At 66.9% G+C, this 16,475-nt stretch carries 15 protein-coding genes; 9 read left to right on the top strand and 6 right to left on the bottom strand.

Going from position 1 to position 16,475, the window contains the following annotated elements; all coding sequences use genetic code 11:
* The first annotated feature begins 27 nt into the window (after positions 1-27).
* Positions 28-831 carry a DeoR/GlpR family DNA-binding transcription regulator gene (locus PGN27_RS00435; protein ID WP_335324304.1) on the top strand — a complete coding sequence of 268 codons (804 nt, stop codon included), beginning with the start codon at positions 28-30 and terminating at the stop codon, positions 829-831.
* Here PGN27_RS00435 and PGN27_RS00430 read toward each other — a convergent pair.
* Together PGN27_RS00430 and PGN27_RS00425 are read right to left on the bottom strand one after the other, a co-directional pair.
* Positions 814-1,545, bottom strand: coding sequence for an inositol monophosphatase family protein (locus PGN27_RS00430; protein WP_335324303.1), 732 nt, complete (start codon positions 1,543-1,545; stop codon positions 814-816). The two genes, PGN27_RS00435 and PGN27_RS00430, sit on opposite strands and share 18 nt — an antisense overlap.
* On the bottom strand, positions 1,542-2,357 hold the full coding sequence (locus tag PGN27_RS00425) for a BtpA/SgcQ family protein (protein WP_030135656.1): 816 nt from the start codon (positions 2,355-2,357) through the stop codon (positions 1,542-1,544). The genes PGN27_RS00430 and PGN27_RS00425 overlap by 4 nt, the downstream gene beginning before the upstream one ends.
* A 219-nt stretch (positions 2,358-2,576) precedes the next feature.
* Between PGN27_RS00425 and PGN27_RS00420 the strand changes: the two genes are divergently transcribed.
* The 6 genes from PGN27_RS00420 (at position 2,577) to PGN27_RS00395 (ending at position 9,042) form a co-directional block, all read left to right on the top strand.
* Positions 2,577-4,064, top strand: a complete 1,488-nt coding sequence (locus tag PGN27_RS00420) for an FGGY-family carbohydrate kinase (protein ID WP_335324302.1) — start codon at positions 2,577-2,579, stop codon at positions 4,062-4,064.
* A complete protein-coding gene (locus tag PGN27_RS00415) occupies positions 4,061-4,846 on the top strand; it encodes an SDR family NAD(P)-dependent oxidoreductase (RefSeq protein ID WP_335324301.1) in 786 nt (261 codons plus the stop codon). The genes PGN27_RS00420 and PGN27_RS00415 overlap by 4 nt, the downstream gene beginning before the upstream one ends.
* 77 nt (positions 4,847-4,923) lie before the next feature.
* Positions 4,924-6,222, top strand: coding sequence for an ABC transporter substrate-binding protein (locus tag PGN27_RS00410; protein ID WP_335324300.1), 1,299 nt, complete (start codon positions 4,924-4,926; stop codon positions 6,220-6,222).
* A gap of 49 nt (positions 6,223-6,271) precedes the next feature.
* The gene (locus PGN27_RS00405; RefSeq protein WP_335324299.1) at positions 6,272-7,141 is read left to right on the top strand and encodes a carbohydrate ABC transporter permease; all 870 of its coding nucleotides are present in this window, start codon (positions 6,272-6,274) and stop codon (positions 7,139-7,141) included.
* Complete coding sequence (locus PGN27_RS00400) at positions 7,138-7,965, top strand: carbohydrate ABC transporter permease (protein ID WP_335324298.1); 828 nt, start codon at positions 7,138-7,140, stop codon at positions 7,963-7,965. Before PGN27_RS00405 ends, PGN27_RS00400 begins: the two co-directional genes overlap by 4 nt.
* A 21-nt stretch (positions 7,966-7,986) precedes the next feature.
* Positions 7,987-9,042: an ABC transporter ATP-binding protein gene (locus tag PGN27_RS00395; protein ID WP_335324297.1), complete on the top strand. Its 1,056-nt coding sequence runs from the start codon at positions 7,987-7,989 to the stop codon at positions 9,040-9,042.
* Here the strand turns inward: PGN27_RS00395 and PGN27_RS00390 are convergent.
* Complete coding sequence (locus tag PGN27_RS00390) at positions 9,039-9,977, bottom strand: ATP-grasp domain-containing protein (RefSeq protein ID WP_335324296.1); 939 nt, start codon at positions 9,975-9,977, stop codon at positions 9,039-9,041. The two genes, PGN27_RS00395 and PGN27_RS00390, sit on opposite strands and share 4 nt — an antisense overlap.
* A gap of 18 nt (positions 9,978-9,995) precedes the next feature.
* Between PGN27_RS00390 and PGN27_RS00385 the strand changes: the two genes are divergently transcribed.
* A complete protein-coding gene (locus tag PGN27_RS00385) occupies positions 9,996-10,967 on the top strand; it encodes a quinone oxidoreductase family protein (RefSeq protein ID WP_335324295.1) in 972 nt (323 codons plus the stop codon).
* Here PGN27_RS00385 and PGN27_RS00380 read toward each other — a convergent pair.
* The 3 genes from PGN27_RS00380 to PGN27_RS00370 form a co-directional block, all read right to left on the bottom strand.
* Positions 10,964-11,797 carry a DUF4349 domain-containing protein gene (locus tag PGN27_RS00380; RefSeq protein WP_418888539.1) on the bottom strand — a complete coding sequence of 278 codons (834 nt, stop codon included), beginning with the start codon at positions 11,795-11,797 and terminating at the stop codon, positions 10,964-10,966. The genes PGN27_RS00385 and PGN27_RS00380 overlap by 4 nt on opposite strands.
* A 70-nt stretch (positions 11,798-11,867) precedes the next feature.
* The gene (locus tag PGN27_RS00375) at positions 11,868-13,142 is read right to left on the bottom strand and encodes a dicarboxylate/amino acid:cation symporter (protein WP_335324293.1); all 1,275 of its coding nucleotides are present in this window, start codon (positions 13,140-13,142) and stop codon (positions 11,868-11,870) included.
* A gap of 90 nt (positions 13,143-13,232) precedes the next feature.
* The gene (locus tag PGN27_RS00370) at positions 13,233-14,159 is read right to left on the bottom strand and encodes a heme o synthase (protein ID WP_335324292.1); all 927 of its coding nucleotides are present in this window, start codon (positions 14,157-14,159) and stop codon (positions 13,233-13,235) included.
* 216 nt (positions 14,160-14,375) lie between these two features.
* On the opposite strand from PGN27_RS00370, the gene tkt reads away from it, so the two are divergent.
* On the top strand, positions 14,376-16,466 hold the full coding sequence (gene tkt, locus PGN27_RS00365; protein WP_335324291.1) for a transketolase: 2,091 nt from the start codon (positions 14,376-14,378) through the stop codon (positions 16,464-16,466).
* The last annotated feature ends 9 nt before the right edge of the window (positions 16,467-16,475 follow it).

The following is a 16,475-nucleotide window of genomic DNA, read 5'->3' as shown; positions in this document are numbered from 1 at the left end:
TTCACATCTTTCACATACACTTCCGTCATGACCGCCGGCCTCAGCGCGCACGCCCGGCGGGCGGCCATCGCCGCCCGGATCCACACCGACCGTGAGGTCGACTTCGCCACGCTGGCGGGCGAATTCGACGTCTCGGAGATGACGATCCGCCGCGATATCGAGCGGTTGGAGGAACAGGGCATCGCCCGCCGCGTCCTCGGTGGCGCCATCGCCTACGGCGGCAAATCCACCGAACCGTCCTTCGATGCGCGCGCCGCCGACTCCGCCGACGAAAAACTGCACATCGCCCATGCGGTGGCCGATCTGCTGCGCCCCCGCGAGACGGTGATCCTCGACAGCGGCAGCACGGTGCTGGCGGTGGCCCGCGCCGTCAAGGGCCGCAATCTCGGCCTGACGGTGATCACCCCCAGCGTGCTGGTCGCCGTCGAACTGGCCGACGAACCGGACACCACGATCCTGCTGACCGGCGGCAAGGTGCGCCCCGGTGAGCTGAGCCTGATCGGCGCCGAAGCCGAGGACTTCTATCTGCGCTACAACTGCGACACCTACGTCATGGGGATCGCCGGTGTCGACGGAAAGCGCGGAGCCTCCGAATATCACCGCGAGGAAGGCAACGTCAAGCAGGCCGCCATGCGGTCGGCGGACCGGGTGATCGTCGCCGCCGACGCGTCCAAGCTCGGGCGGGTGCAGTTGATCAATGTCGCACCGGTGTCGGCGATCTCGATCCTGGTCACCGATGGACCGTCGTCCCATCCGACCGTGGAGGCATTGCGCGCGTCGGGGGTCTCCGTGGTGTGTGTCAACGCCGAACGTTCAGCGTCGACGCGCTGAGACCCCGCCATCCTCGGCCCGCGCCACCGTCACGCCGGCCTCCTCGGCGATGAGCGCACCGGCGGCCCAATCGTGCACTGCCAGATCATCTTCGACGAAGGCGTCGAGGCTGCCCTGGGCCAGCAGGCACAGGTCGAGTGCGGCGGCCCCGAAGCGGCGCATATCCGTGTACCCGGTCATCACCGCCCCCAGATCGCGAAGCTGGCGGCGCCGGTGGCCCGGGTCATACGACAGCCCGGTGCCGAGCAGTCGCACCGAGGACTCCATGAGCGGTAGTGGCAGCGAGACTTCGCCGCCACCCGAATCGACCCGGGCGCCATACCCTTTTGCCGCGCTCCAGGTGGTGCCCAGGGCCGGCGCGCACACCGCGCCGGCCAACCAGGACCCGTCCACTCGTGAACGCGCCGCCACCGAGGTACCGAAGAACGGCAGGCGCCGAACGTAATTCGTCGTCCCATCGAGCGGGTCGACGACCCACTGAACCGGCCCCGTACCGATCTGTTCGGCCAGTTCCTCACCGAGCACACCATCATCGGGACGGGCCGCGAGCAGGATCTCCCGGACGGTCTGTTCGGCGGCGGTGTCCACCGCGGTCACCACGTCACCCGCGGCTGCCTTGGTGGTGATGGGTACCTGCGCACCCCAGTGCTGCATGCATACCGCTGCGCCGTGGCGCGCCGCCTCGATCGCCAGGAGCCGCAAGTCCTCGCTCATAACGAGGTACGGAATTCCTTGACCGCGTCCATCAATTCGGCGGCCCGCGACGCCACAGCGCGGTTCTCGAACTTGCCGTCCTCCTTGAAGTACGTGCCGACGACCGCACCGTCGGCGATCGACAGCTGTTCGGCCGCATTGTGGGCGCGCACCCCGGTGTTGACGAAAACCGGTACCGCTCCGGCGTTGTCCTTGACCACCCGCAATGCCTGGGTGTCGGTCGAGGCACCGGCGGTCAGACCGGAGACGCAGATCGCGTCCGGCTTGGTCGCGAAGACGGTGGTGGCCGTGACCGAGGCCAGGTCCCGCTGGGCCAGGTACACCGCGGACTCCGGCACGATGTTGAACAACAGCTTCACGCCGGCACCGCCGATGCGGGCCCGATGCCGGGCCACCTCACCGACGTTGGTGTCCCAGAGTCCGAAATCGCTGGCGTATACGCCGGTGAAGATCTCGCGCACCCACTGTGCGCCGGTGGCCACCGCCAGATCGATCGACGCCCGGCCGTCCCACAGCACGTTGACGCCATAGGGCACCGTGAAGTCCCCGAGCAGCTCGCCGATCACCCGGGCCATCGTGATCGCCGTGATCGGCTCGGTCTTGGTCAGGTACGGCAGGCTGAACTCGTTGGAGACCATGACGCCGTCGACACCGCCGGACTGCAGCGCATCCAACTCTTGCTTCGCGCGCTCGACCACGGCCTTGATCCCGGCCGCCGAGTCGAATCCGGGGTCGCCGGGCAGCGCGGCCAGGTGCAGCATGGCGATTACCGGCTTCTGCACGCCGAATACGTCATCGAGCCAACTGGTCATGGGGATTGCCTCTCCGCTTCATGGGTTTTCAGAGCTTCACGGGATGGAAGAGCGTCGCGATCAGATGCGCTGGTGGTTAAACCTATGTTACTTAATCACATAAATCCAGCGGGATTGCGTGATTATTCGTGATTGACGCTCACCTGTTGTGAGAATATAACAGAGTCAGTATTGTGGTCCCACCCCCAGAAACATCCAGCGACCGACCGAAGGGATGGCATGCCGGAGTTCACCATCGGCATCGATATCGGCACCACCGGCACCAAGACCGTGCTCGTCGACATCGCTCGCGCACGCATCATCGCCCAGGCGACCCACGAGAGCCGGCTGTTCTCGGACGCCCCGGGCCATGCCGAGGCCGATCCCGCCCAATGGCTGCGCAATGTCCATGCCGGAATCCGCGAGGTGCTGGCCGAGTCCGGTGTCGCCAGCGATCGCATCGCCGCGTTGTCCACCACCGGTATGGTCCCGGCCGTCATCGCGGTCGATCGCGACGGCGCACCAATACGGCGGGCCCTGCTACAGAACGACGCCCGCGCCACCGCCGAGATCGTCGAGCTGAAGAACACCCTGGACGACGCGACGGTCCTGCGCGCTACCGGTTCGGCCATCACCCAGCAATCGGTGGCGCCGACGGCATTGTGGCTGCAACACCACGAGCCGCAGCACTGGGCGGCCACCGCCCATCTCGTCGGCTCCTACGACTGGGCATTGATGGCGCTCGGCGCCCCCGCCCACGTCGAGCTGAACTGGGCGCTGGAGTCCGGGCTGGGCACCGTCGAGGGTGAGCGCTTCGAACCGATGTACACCGCGGCGGGGTTGTCCCCCGAGCTGGTGCCCGCGGTACTGGCGCCGGGTACCCAGGCCGGCGAACTGAGCGCCGCGGCCGCCGCGGCCACCGGACTGAATGCCGGACTTCCGCTCATCGTCGGCGGCGCCGATCACGTCCTCTCGGCCTACGCCGCGGGCATCAACACCGCAGGCGACTGGCTGGTCAAACTCGGCGGTGCCGGGGATATCCTGGCCGCCGCCGATACACCGGTCATCGACGCCCGGCTCTACCTCGATGCCCATCCGGTACCGGGCCGCTGGCTGCCCAACGGATGCATGGCCACCAGCGGCAGCCTGATCCGCTGGTTCCAGACGCTGTCCGGCGGTATCGACCTGGTCGCCCTCGACGATGAGGCCGACACCCGCAATCCGGCCGAAATCCTCTGCCTTCCCTACTTTCTCGGCGAGAAGAGCCCGCTGCACGATCCCGACCTGCGTGGCGCGTTCGTCGGCCTGGACCTGGCACACACCCGCGCCGACATGTACCGCTCGGTCCTGGAGGCGATCGCCTTCGGCTTCAAGCACCACACCGAAGTCTTCGCCGCCATGGGTGTCGGGTTGCAGCGTGCGCTGGTGACCAACGGCGGCAGTAAATCGGTGCTGTGGAAGCAGATCCTCGCCGATGTCCTCGACACACCGCTGTCGCCCGTCGTCGGGCACCCCGGTGCCTCACTCGGTGCGGCCGTCATCGCCGCGGTCGGCACGGGACTGCTGGACGGCTGGGACAGCACCGCGAAGTTCCAGACCCTCGGCGAGCCCGTCCTGCCCAACCCGAAGAACGTCGACCGATACGCCGAGGCCTACACCCAATGGCGCGAACTCGGCGACGTGCTCACCCCGATATCCCACCGCATCGCCCGAAAGGCCCGGCCATGACCACCCTCGACAACCCCACCAACCAGACCGCCGTCGTCACCGGCGCCGGCTCGGGGATCGGCCGGGCCATCGCCACCACCCTCGCCGAGCGCGGATGGCGGGTGGTGGTCTCCGATATCGATGCCGCGGCCGCCGAGCAGACCCGTGCAGGTCTCACCGGGTCCGGGCACGAGGCTTCCCGCCTCGATGTCACCGATGCCGCCGCCGCCTCCGCCCTGGCCGACGATGTGGCCGACCGCCTCGGCCTGCACGCATGGGTCAGCAATGCCGGCATCTCGGCGATGGCCCGTTTCGTCGACGTCTCGATCGAACAGCTCGACCGCAGCCTGGACATCAATCTCAAGGGCGTGTTCCTGTGCGGGCAGGCAGCCGCCAGGGCGATGATCCGGACCGGGGTCAACGGGACGATCGTCAACACCGCGTCGATGGCCGCCAAACAGGGCCGGGTGCCCTTCCTCGCCGACTATGTCGCTTCCAAGTTCGGCGTGCTCGGCCTCACCCAGGCGATGGCCTTCGAATTGGCGGCCAACGACATCACGGTCAACTGTGTGTGCCCCGGCTTTGTGGCCACCCCGATGCAGAGCCGCGAGCTGGAATGGGAGGCCACCCTCAGCGGCTCCACCCCCGACGGGGTGCGCCAGTCCTGGATCGACGCCACCCCGCTGGGCCGCCTGCAAACCCCCGATGACGTGGCACGGGCGGTGGCCTTCCTGGTCTCCGAGGACGCCCGCTTCATCACCGGCGAAGCACTGTCCGTCAACGGCGGTGCCTACATGGACTGAGACGTCGCCATCGCCTGGCCGATCCCCTGCACGCTCGATCCCCCGCTCGACCCCACGGACACAGAAAAGTGAGGACCATGAAAATACCGACCTCGCGCTGGTTGACCGCGATCATCGCCGCCACCAGCCTCACCCTCGCCGGCTGCGCAGGCAGCGGCGGCTCCGGCGAGCAGAGCTCCTCCGGCGTGGGCGATGTGCCCACCGACACCAACGCCACCGTGCGGGTGCTGATGGAGAACGTCCCGGATACCGATATCGTCAAAGGCCTTGTCGGACAGTTCAATCAGAAGTATCCCGGTATCAAGGTCGAGATCGAGACCATGACGTTCGACCAGATGCGCGACCGGCTGGTGTCCTCCTTCCAGGCCTCCGAGCCGGCCTACGACCTGATCGTGGTGGACAACCCGTGGATGGACGATTTCGCTGACGCCGGCTTCCTGGAGCCGCTGAACGACCGTATCGCCGCCACCACCGACTACCGGCCGGACGACTTCTTCGACTCGCTGACCGAGATCACCGATGTCGAGGGCACCACCTACGGTGTGCCGTTCTACAACTACGCCCTCGGCTACATCTACAACACCGGTGATCTCACTGCCGCCGGGCTGAGCGCACCGACCGATCTGGACGCGCTGGTCTCCACCTCACAACGCCTGAAGACCCCCGAACGCGCCGGTATCGCGATGCAACCCCAGCGCGGTTACAAGATCTTCGAGGAATGGGCCAACTGGTTGTTCGCGGCGGGCGGCTCGATCTACGGCTCCGACGGCAAGCCCACCCTGGACACCCCCGAGGCCGCCCGCGCGCTGGAGGCCTATATCGAGACCTACCGGACCGCCGCCCCTGCCAACAGCCTGTCCTGGGGTTTCGACGAGGCATTCCGTTCGGTCTCCGGTGGCAACGCGGCCTCGATGATCGGCTACAACTGGAACCTGCCCGCGCTCAACGATCCCGAGGGTGCCTCCGGCCCGCGAGCCGGCCAGTTCGCGCTGGCTCCCATCCCCGGCGGCAAATCCGCACTCGGGCTGTGGAGCTGGGCCATTCCGGCCAACTCCGGTGCCGCCGACGCGGCGTGGGCGTTCGCCTCCTGGGTGACCTCGCCGGATATCGACGCCGAACGCGTCGCCGACGGTGGTGCGGTCATCCGGCAGAGCTCGCTGACCAACCAGAAGGTGCTGTCCGACGGTTATGGTGCCGACTACTACAAGACCGTCGGTGAGATCCTGGCCGACGCGTCGCCGCTCACCCAGGGCAAGGGCGGCGAGGAGATGATCCAGGCTGTCGGCACCGAGCTCAACGATGCCGCCGCCGGGAACAAGAGCGTCGCCGACGCCCTGCGCGACGCGCAGGCAGCAGCGGAGCGGATCCAGCAGTGACCGTAGGGAATCCGGCGGTCCCGACCGGCATGCGGCGGGGGTGGCACCGATGAATTTCACGCGTGGCATGTTGATGCCGTTGCTCGCCCTGTTTGCCGTGGCCGTCGGATTCCCGCTCTGTTACGCGGCGTATCTGTCAGTGACCGACTACAAGCTGACCGATCGCGGCCAGCCCGACTTCGTCGGCGTCGCCAATTTCACCTCCGCCCTGTCCAATTCGGCGTTCTGGGAGGCCTTCGCCACCACCGGCGGCTACGTGTTGATCGCCGTCAGCGCCGAACTGGTGCTCGGTTTCGCCCTGGCGTTGGCCCTGCACCAGCAGCGCTGGGCCAAGGACCTGTCCCGGGCCATCGTGCTGGCGCCGATGTTCATCACTCCCATTGCCGTCGGCCTGATCTTCCGCTTCCTGCTCAATGACCAGATCGGCGCTGTCCCGGCGCTGTTGCACGCCGTCGGTGCCGACTACGACTTCTTCGGCGCCGGAAAGGCATTGCTGACACTGGCCTTCGTCGATGTCTGGCAGTGGACGCCGTTCATGGTTCTGCTGATCCTTGCCGGCCTGGAGTCCATGCCCAAGCAACCCATGGAGGCCGCCAAGGTCGACGGGGCCGGTCCGGTGTACCGGCTGCGCAGGGTTCTCATCCCGATGCTCGCCCCGGTGCTGACGGTGGCGGTGCTGTTGCGGGGCCTGGACGCACTGCGGGTGTTCGAATACGTCTACGCCACCACCCGTGGCGGGCCGGGCACCGAAACCCAGACCCTGCAGTTCTACATGTACCTGGAGGGCATCCAGTTCTTCCGGCTGGCCCAGGCCAGTGCGATGGCCTTCATCGTGCTGGTACTCGTGCTGGCCGTCATCGTGGTGGCCTTCCGTGCCATGGAGCGCAACCGCGCGGCGGAACGGAGCACAGCCCGATGAGCACAGCTCGCACCGGAGTGCGCCCGTTACAGGTGCTGCGGCTGGCATTTCTGACCGCGGCCTTTGTCTTCGTGCTCTTCCCGATCGCCTGGGTGGCGCTGGCCAGTTTCAAGACACCCGAGCAGATGTCGGAACCCTTCCTCATCGCCTTCACACCCAGCCTGGCCAACTGGCAGGCGGTGTTCGACTCCGGGGTGTTCGCCGCAGCGGGACGCAGCGCGCTGGTCGGTGTGATCACCGTGGCGATCAGCCTGGTGGTGGGCAGCATGGGTGCCTACGTGATCGCCAAGTACCGCGCGGGCGGATCGCTGACCCGTTTCGGGATGCTTGCCGCGCAGGTGGTTCCGCCGGCGGTGATGGTGTTCCCGTTCCTGACCATGGCGCATGCACTGCGGTTGACCGACACCATCGTCCCGGTCATCTTCGCGCATCTGTCCTTCGTCCTGCCGCTGGTGACCTGGTTCCTGATCGGGTTCTTCGAGGCCGTACCCGCGTCGCTGGAGGAGCAGGCTCGCGTGGACGGGTTCACCCGCTGGCAGGCCTTCCGGATGGTGGTGCTGCCGCAGGTGTTCCCGGGGATCGGCGCCGCTGGGATCTTCGGTTTCACGCTGTCCTGGAACGACCTGTTCTACGGGCTGATCCTGGCACCCGGAAACGCCGCGATCCTGCCGGTGGCGATCGCGAACTTCAACACCTTCCGCGGTGTGCAGATCGGCACCATGAGTGCGGCGATCATGATCGCGATCATCCCGGTCGTGGTTGCGAGCTTCTTCATCCAGCGACGCCTGGTCCAAGGGATCAGCGGCGGCGCGGTCAAGTACTAGACAAGTGAGGTTGCATTTTCCATGGCATCGGTGACGTTCACGGGAGTCGGCAAATCCTACGGATCGGCCACAGTCGTCTCGGATCTCGATCTGGAGCTGGCCGACGGCAGCATGACAGTCCTGGTCGGCCCCTCGGGGTGCGGTAAGACCACCTCGCTGCGCATGCTCGCCGGTCTGGAACAGGTCAGCAGCGGCACCATCCACATCGGCGACCGGGACGTCACCCACCTGGAGCCCAAGGATCGCGATATCGCGATGGTGTTCCAGAACTATGCGCTCTACCCGCATCTGACTGTGCGGGAGAACATCGCTTTCCCGTTGCGTGCCAAGAAGATCGGGCGTGACGAGGCACTGCGTCGGGCCGACGAGGTCGCCGAATCACTCGGTCTGGGAAAGCTGGTCGAACGCAAGCCAAAGGATTTGTCCGGCGGCCAGCAGCAGCGTGTCGCGATCGGCCGGGCCATCATCCGCGAGCCCGCGGTGTTCCTGTTCGACGAGCCCCTGAGCAATCTCGATGCCAAGTTGCGGGTGGAGACCCGCACCGAATTGCTGCGCCTGCAACGCAAATTGGGCATCACCTCGCTGTATGTGACCCATGACCAGGAAGAGGCGATGACCCTCTCGGACCGCATCGTGGTGATGCGCGAAGGTCGCATCGCCCAGGCCGGGCCGCCCGCGGAGGTTTACCGGCGACCGGCGGACACCTTCGTGGCGACTTTCGTCGGCAGCCCGAAGATGAACCTGATCGATGGCGCGGTAACCGGTGGGCAACTGCGCACGGATGCCGGCGTGCGGATCGATGTCGGTGGACCGGATGCCGCCGCGGTCACCATCGGGGTACGAGCCGACGATCTGCTCCTGACCCCGGACGCACAGGCCTCGGTGGTGGTCGAACTCGTCGAACTGCTCGGTCCGCGCGCCATCGTCACGCTGCGTGCAGCCGATCAGCAGCTGACCAGCGTGGTCGACGCGCCGGCTCTGAGCGATATTCCCGTCGGCACGCCCGTCGCCCTGTCCGCCCGCGACGTGCACCGGTTCGACGTGCAGACCGGTGTACGCCTCGCCGACTCGGCCTAGCGGTCCCGGTGCGACAGCGGACCGAGACCCAGCCGCTGTAGCGCGGATTCGACGCCCACGGCGTATTCGCGCTCGGCACGCTGCTTTTCGGTCGCCGGGAGCTGACGGAAGCCCAGGGACGGCTCGACAAGTTCCAGTTCCAGCAGCCGAGGATCCTCGGCGCCGCCGATGACGTCGACCCTGGCGTAGAGCAGATCGCCGGTGGCGATGCCGAACCGATGGGTGGCGGCGGCCACCGCGGCATGGCCGAGCTCCCACACCTCCTCGGCCGGGTCCGCGGACCCGAGCTTCTCGGCGGCGAACGTACCGGTCTCCTCGAACTCGGGCTCGCGCCCGGCGGGCGGCAGGATCGGCCCCTTCGTGAAGGCGTGCGAGGGTTGGCCGTTGAGGAAGACCAGCGCGGTCTCACCCACGGCGATGCGCGGGTCGTAGGGCTGCACCAGCACCGCCCGCCCGTCGGCCTGCAACCGGGCGGCGTGGGCCAATGCGGATTCGGCGTCGACGAACCGCTGAGCGCCCGCGGAACCGGCACCGACGGCGGGTTTGACCACCACCTCCCCGTCGGGCACCCGGACAGCCTGATCGGCCGCGAAGTACCGGGTCGGCACGATTGGCAGTCCGTCATCGGCCAGGTCCAGCAGATAGTGCTTATCGGTGTTCCAGGCGACCATCTCCGGTGGGTTCAGCAGATTGCGCACCGCCCGCGTCCAGGCCAGGAACTCACCGATGCGCTCGGTGTAGTCCCAGGTTGCGCGCAGCACCACCAGGTCGACTTCCAACGTCGCCGGATCGTCCCAGGCACACCATTGCACGTGCAGACCACGCCCACGCAGCGCATTGACCAGCCCGTCGTCATCGCTGTCCCCTTCGGGCAGGGCGGCACAACTGGCCAGAACGATGCGCGGATGGAAGAGATCAGGCCGGGCGAGCTTCACACGTGGATGATAGGGGGTATGCATGCCATCGAAGTCGCCCAGACCGGCGGACCTGAGGTCCTGACCTACGTCGAGAAGCCCGAGCCCTCCCCCGGCCCCGGCCAGGTGCTGATCCGCGCCGAAGCGATCGGCGTGAACTTCATCGACACCTACTTCCGGTCGGGGCTGTACCCGCGGGAGACGCCGTTCATCTCCGGCACCGAGGTATGCGGCACCATCGCCGCCGTCGGCGATGACGTCGCCGCGCTCAGCGTCGGTGACCGGGTGGTCACCGCCAATGCGGTCGGGGCCTATGCCGACTATTGTGTGGCCCCAGCCGATTTCGTGGCCTACGTGCCCGAGGGCGTGGCCCCCGACCAGGTGGCCTCGGCGCTGCTGAAGGGCATGACGGCGCACTATCTGCTCAAGTCGGTGTACGCGGTGCAACCGGGCGACACCATCCTGGTGCACGCGGGCGCGGGCGGGGTCGGGCTGATCCTGACCCAGTGGGCCACCAGCCTGGGCACCAAGGTGATCACCACCGCGTCGACACCGGAGAAGGCCGAGCTGTCCCGGCGGGCCGGTGCGGTCGAGGTTCTCGATTATCCCGAGGATGCCGAGCAGTTCGGCGCGACCGTCAAGAAGCTTTCCGGCGGCGGAGTGGCCGCGGTGTACGACGGTGTCGGCGCGTCGACGTTCGAGGCCAGCCTGGCCAGCCTTGCCGTGCGCGGAACGCTGGCGCTGTTCGGTGCCGCCAGCGGCCCGGTGCCGCCGTTCGACCCGCAGCGCCTCAACGCCGCGGGTTCGGTGTTCCTGACCCGGCCCAGCCTCGGCGCCTACACCCGGACCGCCGACGAATTCTCTTGGCGGGCAGGCGAACTCATCAATGCCATCGCCGACGGGTCGATCACCATCACCGTCAGCGAGCGTTACCCGCTGGCCGAGGCGGCCCGCGCGCACACCGATCTGCAGGGTCGCCGCACCGTCGGCTCGATCGTGCTCGTGCCCTAACGGCGCAGCCGGGCCACCCGGATCACGGCATAGACGAGGGCCAGCAGCACCAGCGCCGCGCCCGCCCACGGCAGCATCAGTCCGACGAGCAGGAACATATGGGTTCCGGTGTCCACCAGGGCATCCCAGCCCCGCTGGACCTGACCGAAGAAACCCTGGTACTGCCGAGGTGCCGGTCCGCCGGCGACCGGCGCGACAAGGTCCACGGTGATGGAGCTCAGCGCGATCTGATCGCCGAGTGCCGCCCGCTGGGCACGCAGACTGTCCAGATCCGCCTGGCGCTGCGACAGCGCGTTCTCGGCCTCGATCAGCGCCGAGGGGTCACGCGCGTCACGCATGATCGCCAATAGCCGATCCACCGAAGTCTGCAATGCCGCGATCCGGGCGTCCAGGTCGACGCGCTGGCTGGTGACGTCCTCGGCCCGAATGTCCAGCGCATCCACGGTGCCCAGGCCCTTGAGGTCCTCGATCACCCCGTCCAGTTTGTCGGCGGGCACGCGCAACATCAGCGCGACGCGAGCGGGGTCGGTCTCCGAGCCGCCGTACTCGGTGCGACTGTCGACGCGACCGCCCGCGTCACCGGCGATGCCGGCGGCCTTGTCCGCGGCGATGACCGGATCGCCCGGATCAGCCACCGTGACGGTCATGGTTGCGGTTTTGACGATGTCTCTCGGGACGGCCTGCGGTGCTTGCGGGGCCTGCGGCGCGGGCGCCTTCTGCGCCGGCCCGGTCAGCGGAGCCGGTGCCGCGGTGGCACCACCGGCCGCGAAGTCCTCGGCGGTGCCGGGTTGTCCGGGTGGCGCACCGCCCGAACATGCCGTCAACGCCAGCATCACCATGATTCCGGCCAGCCCCCGCACCGACCACTGCACCGTCATACCGCCAGATGGTAGCCAGCGCTCAGTCCACCGCGTCGGCGCGCGCCATCACGTCCTGATACTCGTCGAGGTCGATCTCCTCGGCAGTCACGGTCTTGTTGCCGTAGTACACGTCGCGGTCGATCTCGTCGTCGGCGTCGGCAACCAGCATCGCGACGAAGGTGTCACCGTTGACGTTGAGGAAGGTGCGGAAGATCCCCGCGAACCAGTCCACGGCGATCAGCAGGCCGACGGCTTGGAACGGCAGCCCCAGCGATGTCGCGAGGAACATCGCCACGACGGGGAATCCGCCGGGAACGGTGATGGTGCCCATGTTGAGCAGGATGGCCAACCCCATGCCGAGCACGATCTGCCCAATGCTCAGCTCGATGTCGCCGGCCTGCGCCAGGAACATGACCACGATCATGTAGTTGAGGACCGCCCCGTAGGAGCCCATGGTCAGCCCCACCGACAGGGTGAAGTTGGCCACCTTCTGACTCACCCCGACCTTCTCGACGGTGTTACGCAGCACCGTGGGGAAGGTCACCGCCGAACTGGTGGTGGTGACGGCGATGGCGGTCTGTTCGGTGAGCTTGCCCGGCAACAGCCATGGATTGAGCCGGGTCCGGACGGTCACCACGGCGACGAACACCACGAACAGGATGAGCACGCCGGCGAGAGTGGCGCCCAGATACTTCAGCGCGGTGGTCACCACGGCGAACCCGACATCGCCCGCCAACGCCGCCAGCAGACAGAAAACACCGACCGGGGCGATGTACATCACCAGCCGGATCATCGTCAGCACGATCTGCTGGATCTGGTCGACGAAGCTCAGCACCCGGGTGTCCCCGGTCTTGGTGACCTGGATGCGCAGCGCGATCCCGAACAGAAGTGAGAACACGATGATGGGCACCATGGTCGCCGTCGACATCGCGGCGAAGATGTTGGTGGAGACGAAGTTGAGCAGAGTGTCCTGCCAGCCGAGGGCCTCCTGCGCGGACTCCTGCAACCCGGCGTCGACGGGACCGGTGAACTCGATACCGGCCCCTGGCCGGATCAGCACGCTCAGTCCCCACGCCAGCAGCGCCGCGATCACCGAGAACCCGAGCATCCAGCCGAAGGTGCGGGCGGCGATCTTGCCGGTGCCGGTGCCGGTCATCGATCCGGTCGCGACGATCACCGATGCCATCACCAACGGGACGATCGACATCTGGATAAGCCGGATGAACAAGTCGCCGACGAACTTCAGGTTCGCCGCCCAGTCACCGACCGCCAGCCCGAACAGGATGCCGCCGATCGCGGCGACCCCAATCTGCATCGCCGGATGAGTCAGAATTTTCCGCATAGGTCCCAGACCATAGGCCCGGACGGCTACCGCGATATTTCGCCCGAGTTACGGCAGGACGGGCTAGAACAGTTGGGGCAGCGCCAGGGCCGAGTCGACCGCGAGCGCGCAGAACACCACGGCGAGGTAGTTGTTCGACTGCAGGAACAGTCGCAGCGGTTTCACCGGCTCACCGCGCTTGACCCCGGAGTAGAGCTGATGGGCCATGACCAGGAACCACACACCGGCCAGGGTGGCGACCGCGGCGTAGAGCCAACCGGTGGCCAGCACCAGGGTCAGGGTGGTGAGCACGGTCAACCAGGTGTAGATCAGGATCTGCCGGGTGACCTGGCGCTCGGTCGCCACCACGGGCAGCATCGGCACACCGGCGGCTTTGTAATCTTCCTTGTACCGCATGGCCAGCGCCCAGGTGTGCGGTGGCGTCCAGAAGAAGATGATGAGGAACATCACCAACGCCGGCCACTGGATGGTGCCGGTGACGGCCGACCAGCCGATCATCACCGGCATGCAGCCCGCTGCCCCGCCCCATACGACGTTCTGCGAGGTGCGACGCTTGAGCAGCAACGTGTAGACGAACACGTAGAACGCGATGGTCACCAGGCCCAGTACGCCGGAGAGCAGGTTGGTGGTCCACCACAGCCAGGCGAACGATCCGACGGTGAGCAGCAGCCCGAAGATCAGGGCGTTGCGCGTGGGTACCGAGGCTTTGGCCAGCGGCCGCAGCGCCGTGCGTTTCATGACCTTGTCGATATCGGCATCAGCCACGCAGTTGAGCGTGTTGGCGCCTGCCGCGGCCATCATGCCGCCGATCAGGGTGTTCAGGATGAGTACCGGATCGACGGTGCCACGGTTGGCCAACAACATGGCCGGGATGGCTGTCACCAGCAACAACTCGATGACGCGCGGCTTGGTCAACGCCACGTATGCCAACACTGTGGTGCGGATCCGACTCGGTTCCCTACTGACCGACCGGCGCTCGCGAATGCTCACGCAAATAACTCCTCGGGCAGCGGTCACGCGGGCTTCTACTACAGACGATGGTAGACCGCACCCCGATCGGCCCGACACCGCAGGGTCGGTTCCCGGGTGAATCCCACGGTGAACACTGTCCCCGCGGGCCCTGACCGGCCTGCGCCGGATGATTCGACGGCATTAGGGTGGTTCAGGTAGCCAGTCCACCGTTTTGTGAAAGTAGGAGTGAAGGTAGTGACCACCGTCGAAGAAATCTCTGCCCTCACACAACCGAACCATCCCGACGACTGGACCGAGGTCGATTCGGCCGCCGTGGATACCGTGCGGGTACTGGCCGCCGACGCCGTGCAGAAGGTCGGTAACGGCCACCCCGGTACCGCCATGAGCCTCGCCCCGTTGGCGTACACCCTGTTCCAGCGCCAGCTGCGCCATGACCCGTCCGACACCCATTGGATCGGCCGCGACCGCTTCGTGCTGTCCTGCGGCCATTCCAGCCTGACCATCTATCTGCAGCTGTTCTTGGGCGGCTTCGGTCTGGAACTGGAGGACATCGAGGCGCTACGCACCTGGAAGTCCAAGACGCCCGGGCACCCGGAGTTCCGGCACACCAAGGGTGTCGAGATCACGACCGGGCCGCTCGGCCAGGGCCTGGCCTCGGCGGTCGGCATGGCGATGGCCGCCCGCTACGAGCGCGGCCTGTTCGATCCCGATGCTCCGGCGGGCACCAGCCCGTTCGACCACTACATCTACGTGATCGCCTCCGATGGAGACATCGAGGAGGGCGTCACCAGCGAGGCCTCGTCGCTGGCCGGTACCCAGCAGCTGGGCAACTTGATCGTCTTCTATGACAAGAACCACATCTCCATCGAGCACGACACCGATATCGCGCTGAGCGAGAATGTGGCCGACCGCTACCGCGCCTACGGCTGGCACGTCCAGGAGGTCGAGGGCGGCGAGAACGTCGTCGGGATCGAGGCGGCCATCGCCGAGGCCAAGAAGGTCACCGACAAGCCGTCGTTCATCTCATTGCGCACCATCATCGGCTACCCCGCCCCCACCAAGATGAACACCGGCGGCGTGCACGGCTCGGCGCTCGGCGATGACGAGGTCGCCGCGACCAAGAAGATCCTCGGCTTCGACCCGGAGAAGAAGTTCGAGGTGCGGCCCGAGGTCATCGAGCACACCCGCAAGCTCGTCGACCGCGGCCGCGAGGCGCACGAGAAGTGGCAGACCGATTTCGACGCCTGGGCCCAGCGTGAGCCCGAGCGCAAGAAGCTCCTGGACCGGCTCACCGCAGAGGAACTGCCCGAGGGGTGGGACGCCGACCTGACGTACTGGGAGCCGGGTTCCAAGGCGGTGGCCACCCGTGCCGCGTTCGGCCAGGTTCTCAACGACGTCGCGCCGAAGCTGCCCGAACTGTGGGGTGGCTCAGCCGATCTCGCCGGCAGCAACAACACCACCATCAAGGGTGTGAAGTCCTTCGGACCGCCTAGCATCTCGACCGACGATTTCAGCGCCGACTGGTACGGCCGGGTGCTGCACTTCGGCATCCGCGAGCACGCGATGGGCTCGATCCTGTCCGGCATCGTGTTGCACGGTCCCACCCGCGCATTCGGTGGCACCTTCCTACAGTTCTCCGATTACATGCGTCCCGCGGTGCGGTTGGCCTCGCTGATGGACATCGACACCATCTACATCTGGACGCACGATTCGATCGGCCTGGGCGAGGACGGCCCCACCCACCAGCCGATCGAGCACCTCGCGGCGCTACGCGCCATCCCCAATCTGTCCGTCGTGCGTCCCGGCGACCCGAACGAGACCGCCTACGCCTGGCGCAGCATCATCGCCCGCGGCAACGGCAGCGGCCCGGTCGGTTTCATCCTGACCCGCCAGGGCATCCCGGTCCTGGAGGGCACCGATTCCGATGGTGTCGCCAAGGGTGGGTACGTGCTCGGCGGCGGTGACGCCACCGAGGCGGACGTCATCATCATCGCCACCGGTTCGGAATTGCAGCTGGCCGTGGAGGCCAAGAAGCTGCTTGCCGAGAAGGATGTGGTGGCGGCCGTGGTCTCGATGCCGTGCGTGGAGTGGTTCGAGAGCCAGCCCAAGGAATACCGCGACTCGGTTCTTCCGCCAGGTGTGTCGGCCCGGGTGGCCGTCGAGGCCGGGATCGCCCAGCCGTGGCACAAGCTCGTCGGAGACACCGGCGAGATCGTCTCGATCGAGCACTACGGCGAATCCGCCGACGACAAGACGCTGTTCCGCGAGTTCGGCTTCACCGCCGAAAACGTCGTCGCCGCCGCCGAACGCACCCTCGATAACTAGAAGGTAAGG

Origin of the sequence: Mycolicibacterium neoaurum (assembly GCF_036946495.1) — a bacterium.
Classification (GTDB): domain Bacteria; phylum Actinomycetota; class Actinomycetes; order Mycobacteriales; family Mycobacteriaceae; genus Mycobacterium; species Mycobacterium neoaurum_B.
The sequence above is the reverse complement of the archived record's forward strand: the minus strand, read 5'-3'. Positions and strand labels throughout refer to the sequence as shown.

What these genes read in the sequence shown, in the direction of transcription:
- PGN27_RS00435 (WP_335324304.1), top strand. Translation starts at nt 28, where the DNA reads ATGACCGCCGGCCTCAGCGCGCACGCCCGGCGGGCGGCCATCGCCGCC.
- PGN27_RS00430 (WP_335324303.1), bottom strand. Translation starts at nt 1,545, where the DNA reads ATGAGCGAGGACTTGCGGCTCCTGGCGATCGAGGCGGCGCGCCACGGC.
- PGN27_RS00425 (WP_030135656.1), bottom strand. Translation starts at nt 2,357, where the DNA reads ATGACCAGTTGGCTCGATGACGTATTCGGCGTGCAGAAGCCGGTAATC.
- PGN27_RS00420 (WP_335324302.1), top strand. Translation starts at nt 2,577, where the DNA reads ATGCCGGAGTTCACCATCGGCATCGATATCGGCACCACCGGCACCAAG.
- PGN27_RS00415 (WP_335324301.1), top strand. Translation starts at nt 4,061, where the DNA reads ATGACCACCCTCGACAACCCCACCAACCAGACCGCCGTCGTCACCGGC.
- PGN27_RS00410 (WP_335324300.1), top strand. Translation starts at nt 4,924, where the DNA reads ATGAAAATACCGACCTCGCGCTGGTTGACCGCGATCATCGCCGCCACC.
- PGN27_RS00405 (WP_335324299.1), top strand. Translation starts at nt 6,272, where the DNA reads ATGAATTTCACGCGTGGCATGTTGATGCCGTTGCTCGCCCTGTTTGCC.
- PGN27_RS00400 (WP_335324298.1), top strand. Translation starts at nt 7,138, where the DNA reads ATGAGCACAGCTCGCACCGGAGTGCGCCCGTTACAGGTGCTGCGGCTG.
- PGN27_RS00395 (WP_335324297.1), top strand. Translation starts at nt 7,987, where the DNA reads ATGGCATCGGTGACGTTCACGGGAGTCGGCAAATCCTACGGATCGGCC.
- PGN27_RS00385 (WP_335324295.1), top strand. Translation starts at nt 9,996, where the DNA reads ATGCATGCCATCGAAGTCGCCCAGACCGGCGGACCTGAGGTCCTGACC.
- PGN27_RS00375 (WP_335324293.1), bottom strand. Translation starts at nt 13,142, where the DNA reads ATGCAGATTGGGGTCGCCGCGATCGGCGGCATCCTGTTCGGGCTGGCG.